At 32.4% G+C, this 13,666-nt stretch carries 18 protein-coding genes and 1 other RNA gene; 8 read left to right on the top strand and 11 right to left on the bottom strand.

Annotated elements, in window-relative coordinates:
- Positions 1 to 181: 181 nt before the first annotated feature.
- Entirely contained in the window at positions 182 to 373 is a 192-nt protein-coding gene (locus tag ACZ5EP_RS05460; RefSeq protein ID WP_464508284.1) for a hypothetical protein, read from the bottom strand.
- Positions 374 to 529: 156 nt separating this feature from the next.
- Here ACZ5EP_RS05460 and ACZ5EP_RS05455 point away from each other — a divergent pair, with 156 nt between their 5' ends.
- Both ACZ5EP_RS05455 and ACZ5EP_RS05450 read left to right on the top strand, forming a co-directional pair.
- A complete protein-coding gene (locus tag ACZ5EP_RS05455; protein WP_464508283.1) occupies positions 530 to 745 on the top strand; it encodes a hypothetical protein in 216 nt (71 codons plus the stop codon).
- Positions 746 to 784: 39 nt separating this feature from the next.
- Positions 785 to 1,882 carry a tyrosine-type recombinase/integrase gene (locus tag ACZ5EP_RS05450; protein ID WP_464508282.1) on the top strand — a complete coding sequence of 366 codons (1,098 nt, stop codon included), beginning with the start codon at positions 785 to 787 and terminating at the stop codon, positions 1,880 to 1,882.
- Between the two features lie 122 nt (positions 1,883 to 2,004).
- Here the strand turns inward: ACZ5EP_RS05450 and ACZ5EP_RS05445 are convergent, their stop codons facing one another.
- Positions 2,005 to 2,697: a hypothetical protein gene (locus tag ACZ5EP_RS05445; RefSeq protein WP_464508280.1), complete on the bottom strand. Its 693-nt coding sequence runs from the start codon at positions 2,695 to 2,697 to the stop codon at positions 2,005 to 2,007.
- A gap of 99 nt (positions 2,698 to 2,796) precedes the next feature.
- Here ACZ5EP_RS05445 and ACZ5EP_RS05440 point away from each other — a divergent pair, with 99 nt between their 5' ends.
- The 5 genes from ACZ5EP_RS05440 to ffs all read left to right on the top strand — a co-directional run bounded on the left by ACZ5EP_RS05440 (position 2,797) and on the right by ffs (position 7,459).
- Positions 2,797 to 3,411, top strand: a complete 615-nt coding sequence (locus ACZ5EP_RS05440; RefSeq protein WP_464508279.1) for a MarC family protein — start codon at positions 2,797 to 2,799, stop codon at positions 3,409 to 3,411.
- 88 nt (positions 3,412 to 3,499) lie between these two features.
- A complete protein-coding gene (locus ACZ5EP_RS05435; RefSeq protein ID WP_464508278.1) occupies positions 3,500 to 4,624 on the top strand; it encodes an OmpA family protein in 1,125 nt (374 codons plus the stop codon).
- 100 nt (positions 4,625 to 4,724) lie between these two features.
- Positions 4,725 to 6,455, top strand: coding sequence for a mechanosensitive ion channel family protein (locus ACZ5EP_RS05430; protein ID WP_464508277.1), 1,731 nt, complete (start codon positions 4,725 to 4,727; stop codon positions 6,453 to 6,455).
- 1 nt (position 6,456) lies between these two features.
- Complete coding sequence (locus ACZ5EP_RS05425) at positions 6,457 to 7,344, top strand: hypothetical protein (RefSeq protein WP_464508275.1); 888 nt, start codon at positions 6,457 to 6,459, stop codon at positions 7,342 to 7,344.
- Positions 7,345 to 7,361: 17 nt separating this feature from the next.
- An RNA gene (gene ffs / locus ACZ5EP_RS05420) (signal recognition particle sRNA small type) lies at positions 7,362 to 7,459 on the top strand.
- A 146-nt stretch (positions 7,460 to 7,605) separates the two neighbouring features.
- On the opposite strand, the gene rplT is transcribed toward ffs, so the two are convergent.
- Positions 7,606 to 7,956, bottom strand: a complete 351-nt coding sequence (rplT, locus tag ACZ5EP_RS05415) for a 50S ribosomal protein L20 (protein WP_127679531.1) — start codon at positions 7,954 to 7,956, stop codon at positions 7,606 to 7,608.
- A 93-nt stretch (positions 7,957 to 8,049) separates the two neighbouring features.
- Complete coding sequence (gene rpmI / locus ACZ5EP_RS05410; protein ID WP_127679532.1) at positions 8,050 to 8,244, bottom strand: 50S ribosomal protein L35; 195 nt, start codon at positions 8,242 to 8,244, stop codon at positions 8,050 to 8,052.
- Between the two features lie 101 nt (positions 8,245 to 8,345).
- On the opposite strand from rpmI, the gene ACZ5EP_RS05405 reads away from it, so the two are divergent.
- On the top strand, positions 8,346 to 9,158 hold the full coding sequence (locus ACZ5EP_RS05405) for a diguanylate cyclase (protein WP_464508273.1): 813 nt from the start codon (positions 8,346 to 8,348) through the stop codon (positions 9,156 to 9,158).
- Here the strand turns inward: ACZ5EP_RS05405 and ACZ5EP_RS05400 are convergent.
- From ACZ5EP_RS05400 to ACZ5EP_RS05370, 7 genes are all read right to left on the bottom strand, one after another.
- Positions 9,141 to 10,106 (bottom strand): beta-ketoacyl-ACP synthase III, encoded by a 966-nt coding sequence (locus tag ACZ5EP_RS05400; protein ID WP_464508272.1) that lies wholly within the window; start codon positions 10,104 to 10,106, stop codon positions 9,141 to 9,143. The two genes, ACZ5EP_RS05405 and ACZ5EP_RS05400, sit on opposite strands and share 18 nt — an antisense overlap.
- Positions 10,106 to 11,089 carry a phosphate acyltransferase PlsX gene (gene plsX / locus ACZ5EP_RS05395; RefSeq protein ID WP_127679535.1) on the bottom strand — a complete coding sequence of 328 codons (984 nt, stop codon included), beginning with the start codon at positions 11,087 to 11,089 and terminating at the stop codon, positions 10,106 to 10,108. Before plsX ends, ACZ5EP_RS05400 begins: the two co-directional genes overlap by 1 nt.
- Positions 11,089 to 11,238 carry a 50S ribosomal protein L32 gene (rpmF, locus tag ACZ5EP_RS05390; protein WP_127679536.1) on the bottom strand — a complete coding sequence of 50 codons (150 nt, stop codon included), beginning with the start codon at positions 11,236 to 11,238 and terminating at the stop codon, positions 11,089 to 11,091. Before rpmF ends, plsX begins: the two co-directional genes overlap by 1 nt.
- Before the next feature lie 9 nt (positions 11,239 to 11,247).
- Positions 11,248 to 11,577 carry a DUF177 domain-containing protein gene (locus tag ACZ5EP_RS05385; RefSeq protein WP_127679537.1) on the bottom strand — a complete coding sequence of 110 codons (330 nt, stop codon included), beginning with the start codon at positions 11,575 to 11,577 and terminating at the stop codon, positions 11,248 to 11,250.
- Positions 11,578 to 11,991: a nucleoside-diphosphate kinase gene (ndk, locus tag ACZ5EP_RS05380; RefSeq protein WP_464508271.1), complete on the bottom strand. Its 414-nt coding sequence runs from the start codon at positions 11,989 to 11,991 to the stop codon at positions 11,578 to 11,580.
- Between the two features lie 70 nt (positions 11,992 to 12,061).
- Positions 12,062 to 12,334, bottom strand: a complete 273-nt coding sequence (locus ACZ5EP_RS05375) for a 4Fe-4S dicluster domain-containing protein (protein WP_464508270.1) — start codon at positions 12,332 to 12,334, stop codon at positions 12,062 to 12,064.
- Positions 12,335 to 12,571: 237 nt separating this feature from the next.
- Positions 12,572 to 13,645 (bottom strand): tyrosine-type recombinase/integrase, encoded by a 1,074-nt coding sequence (locus ACZ5EP_RS05370; RefSeq protein WP_464508268.1) that lies wholly within the window; start codon positions 13,643 to 13,645, stop codon positions 12,572 to 12,574.
- Positions 13,646 to 13,666 lie beyond the last annotated feature (21 nt).

Here is a 13,666-nt window from a genome sequence, read left to right as displayed (position 1 = left end):
GTAACTCCTTTACGCACTTGCGATTGTGAGCTTGCCGAACAATTGCGTAGTGCGTACGCACTACACGTTTTCGTAAACTCAAACGCTTGTGCTTTTTAATCTATTTATATGAGTTTGAATTTTTTTAATGGGTTACAAGAAAAAAAAAGAAGAAATTAGGAAAGATAAAATTGTGAGTCAGTTATGAGTTTATTGTAGAAGATGTTTGAGGTTGTTGAATGTTATTGTTTGGAAGTGAGAGAAGTCTGTTTAATTCAGATTGAGTAATATTAATCTGTTCTTTTATTTTTTTTATTTTTGATTCAAGCAGGGCTTCTTCCTTTTGCAGTTTTTCTAATTTGTTGATTAGCTGTTTTATTTTTCTGTAATCCATGGGATAACTCCTTTTCTGATTAATTATAATAAAGAAGTTAACTTTGGGTAAAAAAATAGAAAAATTAATAAATTTTTAGAAATTTTCAGAAATTTTTTCAATTTCGAGTTTTTTTGAAATTCTTTATTATAATTAAGTAACAAAAAGGATAAGCCTATGAAGCCTTTTTGTTACTCTACATCTAAAATGGCAAACTATCTCGGTGTAAGCAAAGACTTTCTTCTTAAAAACAAGAATAAGCTATTTAAAAAAGGAATCCACTATTACGAACCGTATGGAATAAAAAAAACATTATGGAACGTTACCCAGATGGAAAAATGGATAACGGGCAGGGAGGAAAATCCTTTTAAAGAGATTTTAAATGAGCTATAATTGTATTACGGTTGGCACTTACCTCACGGGAGGTAAGAGATGATAGAAAATCCAAAAGTCAGTTTGTTTAATAGAAAAGGGAGATTATACGTTCAGTATTATATAAACGGCAGGTGTGTTCAAAAGTCACTTAAAAGGGATTACACCAAAGAAAACGTTAAGCTCGCTAAAAAATACGTGGTCCCTGAAATCGAGAGAAAAATACTTTTAGGTGAGATTCAGGATAACAGGGTTAAGCCTAAAGAGTTTGAGTATTACGCCACCATATATTTAAGACAAAAAGAAAACCTGAAAAGCTACTATGAATACGAAAACATTGTTGTAAACCAGCTCTTCCCGCTTTTTAAACACAAAAAGGTAAACGAAATTACCAAAGGCGAAATAAAAGAGTGGATAGATAAAAGGCTTAACGAGGTAACGTCTAAAAGGTTAAGGAATATCCTCAATATATTAATCGCCATTTTAGATATAGCTGTAGAGTATGAGCATATACAAATCAATCCCGCTAAAAACATTAAACTGCCTTCCCATAAAAAAATAAGAGATATGAAACCTTTTAACGAAGAAGAGGTTAAACTCTTAATCGAAAACGTACAAGGTCAGTTTAAATGTTATTTAGCCATTGCCTTTTATACGGGAATGCGTCCGGGTGAGATTATAGCTCTTACGATAAGCGATATTAATCTTAAAGAGATGTATATCAACGTAAACAAAAGAATAAGAAAAGGCGAAATCGATACACCCAAAACAAAAAACTCTATAAGAAAAGTTCCAATATTTGAAAATTTAAAACCATACCTTGAAGAGCTGATTAAAAAAGCCAAAGAAAATAAAACTTTTAACCTTTTCACAACCAAAACGGGTAAAAGGTATTATTCATCTGATAAACTTCATCCTCAATGGTATGATTTACTTGAAAAGTGTAATATAGAAAAAAGGGTGATGTATAATACAAGACACACGTTTGCCACACTTGCCATTAAAAGAGGCGTTCCGATTTTCAACGTATCACAGATACTCGGACACAGAAACACACAGGAAACCCTTGAAACTTATGCCAAATTTATCAACAACGAACATCTGCAGCTTGACAGAAACTTAGAACTTTTTACTGACAATTCCACTGACAGTGTGTAGAAAAAGGCGTAATTTCGGTATTGTCAACATGTCCCGCCCTCTCCGCCATTTAAATTCTTTATATTGGTGTCTGTCACTTTATTTTATCAAAAACAAAAAAAGAGAAAATTAATAAATATAGATTATTGCTGATTATAAACTTCTTTGTTTTTATTAAGATATTTTTTAAATATTTTTAATGTTTTTATGATTGACGTTTTGGCTTCAATACGGTAGTCTTTAAGCAGTTTTTGCTCTGTTTTCGGATTGAAGTTTTTTAACAGAGGAACATTTAAGCGGTTTATATTGTTTACATAGGTGTTAAACAAAAGATTAAAATTATTAATAATTTCTTTTATATTGTTTTTATTGATGTTATTTAGTAATTGTTCTGTTTTTTTTGCTATAGAAATGAAATCTGAAGAATTTATGGAGTTTAAAATATTGTTTTTAGCTTTTTGAGGCAGATTAAAAAGTTGAGAGTCAATATAGTCTTTTAAAACTCCTTTAATTCCGGCATTATTGCCGTTATTGTCAAATTCAGTATTTGAATATGCTTTTTCGCCTTCTAAAAAATTTAAAAGTTTCTCTAACAAAAGAGATGTGTTTGCCTGAACTTTTGCGGTTTCCTTCAGATTGCTGAGGCGAATAAATTTTTGATTGTTTAGCATTGTTCTTATTAAATGTATTAATGTTTCAGTTTGTATATATGCATTTTCAAGATTGTAATATTTATCAGCAGTTTTTGTATTAATGTATATTCCGTTTTGAGGTACGAATTTCGTATTTGCGAATAATGAAATTACGATAAAAGTAATAAAAATCATTTTTTTCATTTTGTTGCCTTTTTAAAGTGTTTTTCTTAATTATAATAAATCATTTTGATTAATTAAAGATTTAATTAATATGTTATAGTTACATAAAAAAGGCGAAAAATGTTCAGGGAAATTTTATTTGACACCATATCAATACTTACTATATTAAATCCTGTTGCTGCAGCTGCTATTATGCTGTCGTTAGTTAAATATTCGGAAATTAAACACGTGTCTGCCAAAACTTCGTTTGCCGTATTTGTAGCCTCGGTGGTAACAATGCTGGCAGGAGGTATGATTTTGAAATTTTTTGGGATAAATATCCCTTCTATCAAAGCAATAGGCGGTGTTGTTCTTTTGATTATAGCTTTAAACATGATACAAGGTAAGGAAATAGCTCCGACCAATACTACAAAAGACGAGCACAACGCTGCTGAAGAAAAAGAAGATGTGGCTATTATTCCTATGGCCATTCCTATTTTATTCGGTCCAGGAGTTATTACTACTATAATAGTATTAAGTGAAAAACATTCTTCCCTACAGGGTAAAATATTACTTTTTATAGCAATTGCACTTTCATCGCTGCTGACGTATTTAATTTTGAGGAACGGGGCTTTTATTTCAAGGTTTTTGGGTGTAAACGGTTTAAAAATAGTTACCAGGATTATGGGTCTTATAATAGGTGCAATTTCGTTTTTGTTTTTGGTCGGAGGAATTAAAGCTCTTTGGTATTCTTAAATCATTTATATGTCATTTTGGAGAAGTATAATTTTGCTCAGGGGGGAGGTGGCCATGCTGGCCACTTTTAATCAAAAAAGGAGATCAAATGAAAAAAATAATAGTAGGAATGTCAATAACTGCTGCTGTTCTTTTAGCTTCCAATCAATATGAAGTAGGTGTTGGAGCCGGAAGAAACTATGTAAGCAATTCACCTATAGAGAATTATAATTTTTTAAACATAAGAGTAGGGAAATATCTTCAAAAAAACCATATTTTAAGATTTGAATTGGAAAGAAGTGAAAAAATACTTGGAAATAAAGAAAACTTAACAAGAGCTTTATTAAATGTTGAACATTATTTTCCTTTGGAAAACTGTAAATTAACGCCTTATGCATTTGTAGGTGCCGGTTATCAGTGGGTAAGCGGTAATTATGAAGACAATATCGTAACTGATTTGGGATTAGGAGCTAAATATCCTATCAACGATAAATTTGGTGCATTTGCAGAACTTAGAGGATTAAGAGATTTTGGAAATAACGACAATCATTACGGTTTGATTTTCGGAATAGTCTATAATTTCGGTGCAGAGCAGAAAGTTGTAAAACAAGAACCTGTTAAAAAAGTTTTAGACAGTGACGGTGACGGAGTAGTTGATTCAATGGATAAATGTCCAAATACGCCTAAAGGAGTTGAGGTTGATAAAAACGGATGCCAAATTGACAGTGATAACGACGGTGTTTATGATAATGTTGATAAATGTCCAAACACTCCTGCAGGTGTTGAAGTTGACGTAAACGGTTGTCCGATTGACAGCGATCATGACGGAGTTCCTAATTATCTTGATAAATGTCCGAATACTCCTAAAGGCGTTGTAGTAGACAAAAACGGATGTCCTATGACATATAATTTTGATATAACGTTTGATAACAACAGCGCAGTAATTAAACCTCAGTTTATGGACAGAATAAATAAATTTGCTGAATTTTTAAAGAAAAATCCTGCATATAAAGCTGAAATTCAGGGATATACAGATTCTAAAGGTTCAGCGGCTTATAACAAAAAACTTTCTGAAAAAAGAGCAAAAGCCGTTTATGAAGCATTAATAAATGAAGGTATAAGCAAAGACAGACTGACATATAAAGGTTACGGTGAAGAAAATCCTGTTGCTTCTAACGATACTGCTGAAGGAAGAGCTAAAAACAGAAGAGTAGTGGCAAAATTATATTTTTAATCTCTTCCTCTTCTTTATTCAATCTAATCAATAATTTCACACTAAATTCATAAGTAATGATATAATAATATAAAAGCATTTTGTTAAAGGCTTGGATATTATGAAAAAAATTATTTTTCTTTTAATGGTTATAGTGTTTTCTTTTGCAAAAGAGAGCAGTGTGGATACTCAGATTAACCAGATAATAAGTAAAGTTGCCAAAGATTCGCCTAATTATTCATTAGATGTGGCGCTGGCAAATAAAATAAAAGAACTGAAATTTAATAAAGTAACTGTTAATCTTGATATAAATAATCAGTATGATTATTTGAAATCTTTTTATCGTTTAATTAAACTGGAGATAGAATTAAACGATTTACCTCGTAAGATTAATGAAATTAACGATAAACTGTCTATTTTACAAAATCTAACTGATCCAACTTCTAAACTTCAATATCTTTATTATGAGAAGCTTTTACAAATTTATAATAAAACTTTTAAATATTTAACGGAAAATATGGGGAAAATGGAAAAATCTCTTCAAAAAAGAATTTATTCCGTAAAATTTGATACTAAACAGGCCAAAGTGAATATTCAGTATTGGCGTAAACTTTTGCTGCAAAAACAAAAAGAGTTCGAAAAGCTTAATATTGACTTGCAAAAATGGCAGGTTTTAAACAATGAAGAAAATATACAGAATGTAAAAAGGCTGATAAAAATTAATTTAGAAAAGCAAAAAGAGATTTATAAACATCTGTTTGATAATCAGCTGATAATTTGGTTTTCTGATTTGAAAAATAAAAATAAAAATGCATTTAAAGACGATGATGACCTTTTAAAATATTCTAAACATATCGGAAAAGAATTTTATAATGCGGTTAACCAGATTATAACCGATTTTGAGAATTATACATTTGGAACAAAAGCGCTTGTATACGGAGCAAAAAAAGAAGCGGAGCTTACTTTGCATAAAATAATTTCACTGCTTAATTATCCGCTTTTTAATGTCGGAAACAGGATTATTACTCCTTTGAATTTTGCGCTTTTTGTCTTAATTTTAATTTTTGGATGGTTTATCGGTAAATATTATAAACATATCATTTATAAATTAAGACACAGTAAAAATATTTCTTATGCAACAGCCACTCTGCTGGCAAATATGGGATATTATACTATTTTAACGCTTTCATTTTTGATTGCACTGAAAGTAGTGGGGCTTGATTTAAGCTCTCTTGCAATAATTGCAGGTGCTTTGTCTGTCGGTATAGGTTTTGGTTTGCAAAATGTCGTCAGCAACTTTGTTAGCGGTATTATACTTATGTTTGAAAGAAGTATAAAAGTAGGAGATTATATTCAGATTGATCAGGATACCAGAGGTGAAGTGGTTGATATATCTATGCGCTCAACCGTGATAAGAACCAATGACAATATTAACCTTATTATTCCGAATCAAAGTTTTATTCAAAATAATGTAATAAACTGGACTTTGGGAGATGATATTGTCAGATTTAGAGTGCCTTTTGGCGTTGCTTACGGCAGTGATGTTGATGAAGTTGAAAAAGTGGTTCTTAATGCTTTGAAAAATTCCAATCTTCATTATATTAAAAAATATAAAGACAGAAATGTCGAACCTCATATAGTGTTTTTGGAGCTTGGAGACAGCAGTTTGAATTTTGAACTGTTTATATGGGTAAGAGGGGAATATGCCAGAAGACCGAGAAGAACGAGAAGCGAGTTTTTAAAAATGATTTATAAAGCGTTAAATGAAGCCGGAATTAGCATTCCATTCCCTCAGCAGGATCTGCATATTAAAGAATCGGTACCGTTTGAAATTAAAATTAAAAAGGATTAATATGGAATTTTTATATTCATTGTCTCTTGCGTTTAAAAGTCTTTTAAATAAGGAATTGACGACTGTCTCGGTTGTAAACGGAATATTCTGGGCTATAGTATGGTTTGGACTCTCTTTTTTATTGTGGGATCCTTTTTTAACGGTAACGTCAGCTTTGATTAATATTCTGCCGTTTAAATTTTTGCAGGTTGCCGGAGCTGAATTTATATTAATGATTTTTTGGCTTCAGATGATACTTATAACGCTTGGAGTGATTTTTTCACTCTTTAACCAACTGCTGTCTAAAAAAATACTCCCGGTGTTTATTTCTTTGATTGTCGCTCTGTTTTGGAGTTTTGTTTTTATACATTATTATGACGGAATGATAGAGTATATTCAGCATTTAATCAGGATTTTTCCATTTACTACGATAGAAAAAGCGGTGTCGGTTATATTTAATATATTCGTATTTTATTCTTTTTATATTGCAAGTTTATATTTGGGATTTTTGTTTATTAGTATAAAAAAAGTTAATAATATTATTAAAAACGAATATCCTGATATAGAAATACCTCACAAGTTTTCAAGAGTTAAAATTTTTTATATTTTAATCAGAGATCTTTTTTTCTTTTTAGTTTTATTGCTTTTAACGTATCCTTTGCTGTTTATACCTGTGCTAAATATATTTGTAATGATATTTTTATGGAGTTTTTTAATTAAAAACGCTTTAAGCGAAAGTGTAAAAATGGAATTCGGATGTGATTTTGAAAATAAAAAACTTGTATGGTTTTATTCCATATTCAGTGTATTGTTTAATTTTATTCCGGTAGTAAATTTATTTGCTCCGGCAATCGGAATTTTGAGTTTTTCATATTATTGTATGGAACAAAAACTTGATAAAGAAATATAATATGGTATAATTCCACATCCTCAGCCCTGTGCAAGGGTGGTAGGAGGCAACGCTTCAGGCCCGGAAGGGAGCAGAGCACCTCCTGTCATCCTGTGCCGCAGGTGTCTGGGGACCTTAAAAACACGACATATAGTGTCTGGCACTTATATAATTTATCGCGGTTGCTTTCATGTTTTGTTTGATTGTGGATAAATATAGCAGTGTTGAAATTAACAGTGTCTGGCGCTATTTGTAAAACAAAAATCCCGGAAAGGGAAAAGATTATAGAGCAGCTTTTGCTTTTTCAACGATTGAAGCAAATACTTCCGGCTCGTTCATTGCTAAATCAGCAAGAACTTTTCTGTCTAAATCAATATTTGCTTTTTTAAGACCGTTGATGAATCTTGAATAGCTTATATCGTTTAATCTACAAGCTGCGTTAATTCTCATAATCCATAATTTTCTGAATTCTCTTTTTTTCTGTTTTCTGTCTCTGAAAGCGTATACTAAACTTCTTTCAACTTGCTCTTTAGCTTTTCTAAAATGTTTTCTTCTACCGCTGTAGAAGCCTTTTGCCATTTTTAATATTTTTTTATGTCTTTTTCTTCTAACTGTTCCAGTTTTTACTCTCATTTTATCTCCTTGTCATTTTGGCGTGCATCTATGCAACTTAACGCTACAACAGCGTGAGGCTATTGCGCCTTCTTTGCCGCTTCTTCACTTAAATTAAATACCTAGTAAGTCTCTTACCGCTTTAATGTTAGTGCTATCTACGTATTTTGGGGCTCTTAAGTTTCTTTTTCTTTTTTGTGATTTTTTAGTCAGGATATGGCTTCTATATGCCGCACCTCTTTTGATTTTACCACTTTTTTTAACTTTGAATCTTTTAGCTGCCCCTCTGTTTGTTTTCATTTTAGGCATAGCTTCTCCTTTTACGAATTGAGATGAAATTATAGCATAAAGTTTAAAACTATGCTACAATAAAAAGATACTTAGCTGTAAAAATATATCAAAGGTAAAATATGACGCTTAAAAATTATCTGGAAAAAGTATGTTATAAAGAGCTGAGTGACATAAAAGATAAAACGTTAGCAGATTTGATTGCTTATATGTATAAATGCGATACTTCGACTTTTTATATAGTAGATAACAATAAGCCGATTTTTATATTTACAAGTACTGATATGTTAGAAATATTTATGAAAAACATACTTGCGGTTAAAATAATAGATTATATAGAACAAAATCCTAAAGAACTGAAGAAACTGCCTATAACCACAAATATTCTTGATGCATATTATTTTATGAGAAGCAATAAATTAAAGCATATTCCTATAGTAGATGAGAATGATAACCTAATCGGTGAGATTTCTTTTAAAACACTCAGTCTTAAAATTGCGGATATAGTAATAAAAGATCCTCTAACCGGACTTTTTAATCAAAAATATTTTGATGTTTTACTGGAAGAGTATAATGAATTCAACAAACCTTTGGGAATTATATACATTGATTTAAAAAACATGAATATACTGGAAGGTTTTTACGGGGCTGATAAAATTAATGAAATAATTAAAACATATGCCGAGACTATAAAAAAATCAGTCAGAGATATAGATTTTGTATTTAGAATGGGGCACAGATTTAAAATACTTACTTTTAATAATTTGGAAATAACAGATAAAATCGTTAAAAGAATTAAAAACAGACTTGAAAATACCGATTATGAAGGTATAAAAGTGGCTTTTGATATAGCTTTTTCACATGTGCCTGAACTGGAAGACAATGTTTTATCCGCTTTAGAGAGCTGTGAAAAAAAATTAATTGAAAGGGACTAAAGCGCTTCCCCAGGTAAATCCTCCTCCGAATGCATCAAGAAGCATTATATCGCCTTTTTTGATTTTACCTGCTTTATACATGTCATTAATTGCCATAGGTATTGACGCTGAAGAAGTGTTTCCGTATTTATGGACTGTTAAAACTGATTTTTCTTCAGGCATTTTTATGGCTCTTGCAACTGCGTCAATTATTCTGTAATTAGCCTGATGAGGTACGAACCAGTCTATATCGTCGCTTGTCATGTTGTTTCTTTTTAATATATCCCTGACAGACTGTGAAAGTGTTTTTACTGCTACTTTAAATGTTTCGTTGCCTTTCATTTCAAGCCATATTCTGTCCGTGTCGCATCCCAGTTTTACGCCTCTTCCGGGAGTGATTAAGAAATCTTGAAATTTACCGTCTGCATTGATGTCTATATCGATAATTGCTTCTTCTTTTTTATCTGTTGCACTTATAATGGCTGCACCGGCTCCGTCTCCAAAAAGAACGCAAGTGGTTCTGTCTTTCCAGTTTACGATTTTGCTGAGCGTTTCAGCACCTATAATAAGTACGTTTTTATACATTCCGCTTTCAATAAACGCTTTTGCATGGGCTAAAGCATAAATAAAACCGGTACAGGCGGCACTGATATCTACGGCCGGTCTGACGATACCTAATTTTTCGGCAACCACACACGCTGTAGAAGGCATTGTGAAATAATCGGGAGTAATTGTGGCTACAATGATCATATCAATGTCTTCCGGTTTCATAGATGCATTTTTAAGCGTATCGAGAGCCGCTTTATATGCCAAATCGCTTGTTACTTCTTCTTGGGCAATATGTCTGGTTTTTATACCGGTTCTTTTTGTGATCCATTCATCATTGGTATCAACTATTTTTTCTAAATCTTTGTTAGTTAATATTTTTTCAGGGACATATGCACCAATACTGGTAAATTTTGCAAACATTAATGAACCTTTAATGACTCTTGTATTTTATTTGTTACATCATTTTCAATATATTTAACTGCTTGAAAAATAGCGTTTTTTATTGCTTTTGAATTACTTTTTCCGTGGCTAATTATAACACAGCCGTTTACGCCTAAAAGAGGGGCTCCTCCATATTCCGCATAATCCGTCGCTTTTTTCAGTCCTTTAAATACCGGTCTGAGTAACAATGCGCCGATTTTTTGTAAAATTCCTGAGTTTCTAATTTCTTCTTTTATCAGTTTTCCTATCGTATCGGCCACACCTTCGCTTGTTTTAAGTACAATATTTCCTATAAAACCGTCAGTGACAATTACGTCCGTATCGCCTTTAAAGATATCTCCGCCTTCTACGTTTCCGATGAAACTTTCAAAATCTTTAAGCAGTTCGTAAGCTTCTTTGGTGATAGAGTTGCCTTTGCTTTTTTCTTCACCGTTGCTTAAAAGACCTATTTTAGGATTTTGGGTGTTTAAAACCACTTTAGCGTAAACTTCGCCCATTAATGCGAACTGATATAAATTATATGCGTCGCAGTCTACATTTGCGCCTACGTCTAGCACTAAAGAGTATTTTTTCTTTATTGTAGGCATAAATGTTACTATAGCAGGTCTTTTTATACCTTTGATTCTTCCGAGTCTCAGTGTTGCTAAACTCATGGTCGCACCGCTGTGGCCTGCTGATACAACACCGTCAACTTCTCCTGCTTTTAACAGGTCGATAGACTTATAAATAGTGGATTCTTTTCTTTTTAATGCTTCAGTAGCACTCTCTCCCATATGAATAACGTCGTCACTATTTATAAATCTAACACGGGAGTGGTATTTTTTTGGCAACAGCTGCTTTAATTCTTCTTCTTTACCTACTAAATAAGGTGTAAAGTCTTTTTTTTCAAGAGCTTTTGCTACCCCTTCAATTATTGGAGCAGGACCGAAGTCCCCACCCATTGCATCAATTGCTATTTTCATTAATACTCACCGCAGCTTGGGCATACTCTATGAGGTCTTTTATAAGCGCCACAGTTTGAACATTTAATTACAGAACTTAATTTAATTTTGTAATGAGTTCTTCTTTTAGCTGCTCTTGTTTTTGAGTGTCTTCTCTTTGGAACTGCCATTGTTTCTCCTTAAAATTCTTTGTTAAATTCTTGTTTTTTACAATCTTCGCATACGTTATAATCGTTTTTAATCAGTTCTGTTTCACTTTTTAACAGCTCTACAGGGTCGAATGTTTCCATTTCAATTATATCATACTCTTCGTCAAAGCCTTTATACGGAGGTTTGACGACTTTAAATTTAACATCTTCGTTTACTTCTTTGTTAAATGTCTTCAAACATTTAATACATTCAACTTCTACACTTCCTTGAAGCTTTCCTTCAATAATAAAAGTGCCGTCTTTTTGTTTTGTACTTTCGGCTTTAAGCTCAAGGTTTTGGAAATTTTTATTTATTTCCAATTAAACAATCTCTCTTTCAGCAAAGAAAAATGCGATTTCTTTTTTAGCGTTTTCAAGCGAATCGCTTCCGTGAACAGCGTTTGCTTCGATACTTTCCGCAAAATCAGCTCTAATTGTTCCAGGAGCCGCTTCTTTAGGGTTTGTTGCACCCATTAATTCTCTGTTTTTAGCAACAGCGTTTTCACCTTCTAATACCATTACTACAACAGGTCCGCTGCTCATGTATTCGCATAAGTCGTTGAAAAACGGTCTTTCTTTATGTACTTCATAAAATTTACCGGCATCTTCTTTTGTTAGTTTGATTTTTTTCATTGCAGCTATTCTAAGTCCGTTGCTTTCGAATCTGTCAATGATTTTTCCTATAACATTTTTAGCTACCGCATCCGGTTTAATAATTGAAAGAGTTTTTTCCATATTTTCTCTCCTTGAGTTTTTAGAGAGGAATTATATCAAATTTTGAAGAAAAAAGAAGAGGGTGAAAGGATTAATCGATTACAGGTTCTCCTGGTTCACCTCTGTTTTCTGAGCAAGTTTGTCCTTCTTTGCATTCATCCCAAACGATGCATCCCTCTGTAGGACAAGCTGCTGCACATGCTGGTTCGTCGTAGTAACCAACGCACTCAACACATTTATCAGGATATACGTAATAAATTTCTTCTCCAGTTGGGTTTTCGCTATCGTCTACGATTGCTTCTACTGGACATTCATCAAGACATGCCCCACAGTTAATACAAGTATCAGTAATTTTTACTGCCATACTAGCTCCTTTTTTAGTATTTGTAATTAGAAATATATCATTTATTCCTTAAAAATTGCTTAAATTAGGACATTACAGATATTATATAAATTTTATTAATAAGAAGTGTTACTTTTTAGGAAAAGTTAATTATAAGTGACAGACACCAAGTAGTGGGAAGTGTTAAATGGCGGAGCCGACGGGAAACTTCTCAAACATCGGATTTATGGTGTTTTAGTTATATTGTCAGTAAAATTGTCAGTAGAGTTTTATGTCTCTTTTGATTTTAAGATGTTCGTTTTTAATGTATTTCGCATATGTTGAAAGTGTTTCGTATGAATCTTTGTGCCCTAGTATCTGTGATACGTCAAGTATATTGATACCCGCTCTTATTGCGTTAAGTGCAAACGTATGTCTTGTGTTATACATTACCCTTCTCTCAATACCGCACTTATCAAGCAGTCTATACCAGAACGGATGGAATTTGTCACTGTCATAATACATCCTGTTATTGATTGTGGTAAAGAGTAAATCAAGTCCTTTTTGTTTTTGAGTTTCGATTTGATTTTTTAAATAAGGGATAAGCTCATTCATTATAGGAACTTTTCTTATTGAGTGTTTTGTTTTGGGTGTGCCTATTTCGCCTTTTTTAATTCTTTTATCCACGTTAACGGTTTTATTTTCCAAATCGATATCATCAATCGTTAAAGCGATAATCTCACCCGGACGCATACCGGTCATAAAAGCAATTGCCAAATAGTTTAAAAACCATCCGTCCGCATTGTTAAGTATAAGAGCCACTTCCTCTTTACTGAAAGGATACATCTGCCTAATCGGATTATGTTTTGGAAGTTTAATTCTATCACACGGGTTTTCTTTTATATGTTCATAGTCAATTGCTATTTCAAATATAGCCTTTAATATTCCAAGAAGTTTTTGCATTCTTACGGGTGAAACTTCTTTTAATCTCTCATCGACCCACTGCTTGATAAAGCCTTTTGAGATTTTATCTATTGGATAATTTCCAAAGACGGGTATCAACTGGTTTGAAACCATATTGTTAAACTCTTTCCATGTTTTAAGAGACTCTTTTTGTTTGAGATAAAGTTCGGCATAGTGTTTGAATTCTTTGGGTTTAAATTTACTGTCCTGAATCTCGCCTAAAAGTATTTTCCTCTCGATTTCGGGAATAACGTATTTTTTAGCGAGCTTAACGTTTTCTTTGGTGTAATCCCTTTTAAGTGACTTTTGAACACACCTGCCGTTTATATAATACTGAACGTATAATTTCCCTTTTCTATTAAACAAACTGACTTTTGGATTTTCTATCATCTCTTACCTCCTATGAGGTAA

The sequence above is a fragment of the Nautilia abyssi genome (assembly GCF_055388085.1).
The sequence above is the reverse complement of the archived record's forward strand: the minus strand, read 5'-3'. Positions and strand labels throughout refer to the sequence as shown.

Bases quoted from the DNA above. Each gene is read 5' to 3' on its own strand.
- ACZ5EP_RS05375 (WP_464508270.1), bottom strand. From the start codon at position 12,334: ATGGCAGTAAAAATTACTGATACTTGTATTAACTGTGGGGCATGTCTT.
- ACZ5EP_RS05450 (WP_464508282.1), top strand. From the start codon at position 785: ATGATAGAAAATCCAAAAGTCAGTTTGTTTAATAGAAAAGGGAGATTA.
- ACZ5EP_RS05460 (WP_464508284.1), bottom strand. From the start codon at position 373: ATGGATTACAGAAAAATAAAACAGCTAATCAACAAATTAGAAAAACTG.
- ACZ5EP_RS05455 (WP_464508283.1), top strand. From the start codon at position 530: ATGAAGCCTTTTTGTTACTCTACATCTAAAATGGCAAACTATCTCGGT.
- rplT (WP_127679531.1), bottom strand. From the start codon at position 7,956: ATGAGAGTAAAAACTGGAACAGTTAGAAGAAAAAGACATAAAAAAATA.
- ACZ5EP_RS05405 (WP_464508273.1), top strand. From the start codon at position 8,346: ATGACGCTTAAAAATTATCTGGAAAAAGTATGTTATAAAGAGCTGAGT.
- ACZ5EP_RS05400 (WP_464508272.1), bottom strand. From the start codon at position 10,106: ATGTTTGCAAAATTTACCAGTATTGGTGCATATGTCCCTGAAAAAATA.
- ACZ5EP_RS05445 (WP_464508280.1), bottom strand. From the start codon at position 2,697: ATGAAAAAAATGATTTTTATTACTTTTATCGTAATTTCATTATTCGCA.
- ndk (WP_464508271.1), bottom strand. From the start codon at position 11,991: ATGGAAAAAACTCTTTCAATTATTAAACCGGATGCGGTAGCTAAAAAT.
- plsX (WP_127679535.1), bottom strand. From the start codon at position 11,089: ATGAAAATAGCAATTGATGCAATGGGTGGGGACTTCGGTCCTGCTCCA.
- ACZ5EP_RS05430 (WP_464508277.1), top strand. From the start codon at position 4,725: ATGAAAAAAATTATTTTTCTTTTAATGGTTATAGTGTTTTCTTTTGCA.
- ACZ5EP_RS05370 (WP_464508268.1), bottom strand. From the start codon at position 13,645: ATGATAGAAAATCCAAAAGTCAGTTTGTTTAATAGAAAAGGGAAATTA.
- ACZ5EP_RS05440 (WP_464508279.1), top strand. From the start codon at position 2,797: ATGTTCAGGGAAATTTTATTTGACACCATATCAATACTTACTATATTA.
- ACZ5EP_RS05435 (WP_464508278.1), top strand. From the start codon at position 3,500: ATGAAAAAAATAATAGTAGGAATGTCAATAACTGCTGCTGTTCTTTTA.
- rpmI (WP_127679532.1), bottom strand. From the start codon at position 8,244: ATGCCTAAAATGAAAACAAACAGAGGGGCAGCTAAAAGATTCAAAGTT.
- ACZ5EP_RS05425 (WP_464508275.1), top strand. From the start codon at position 6,457: ATGGAATTTTTATATTCATTGTCTCTTGCGTTTAAAAGTCTTTTAAAT.
- rpmF (WP_127679536.1), bottom strand. From the start codon at position 11,238: ATGGCAGTTCCAAAGAGAAGACACTCAAAAACAAGAGCAGCTAAAAGA.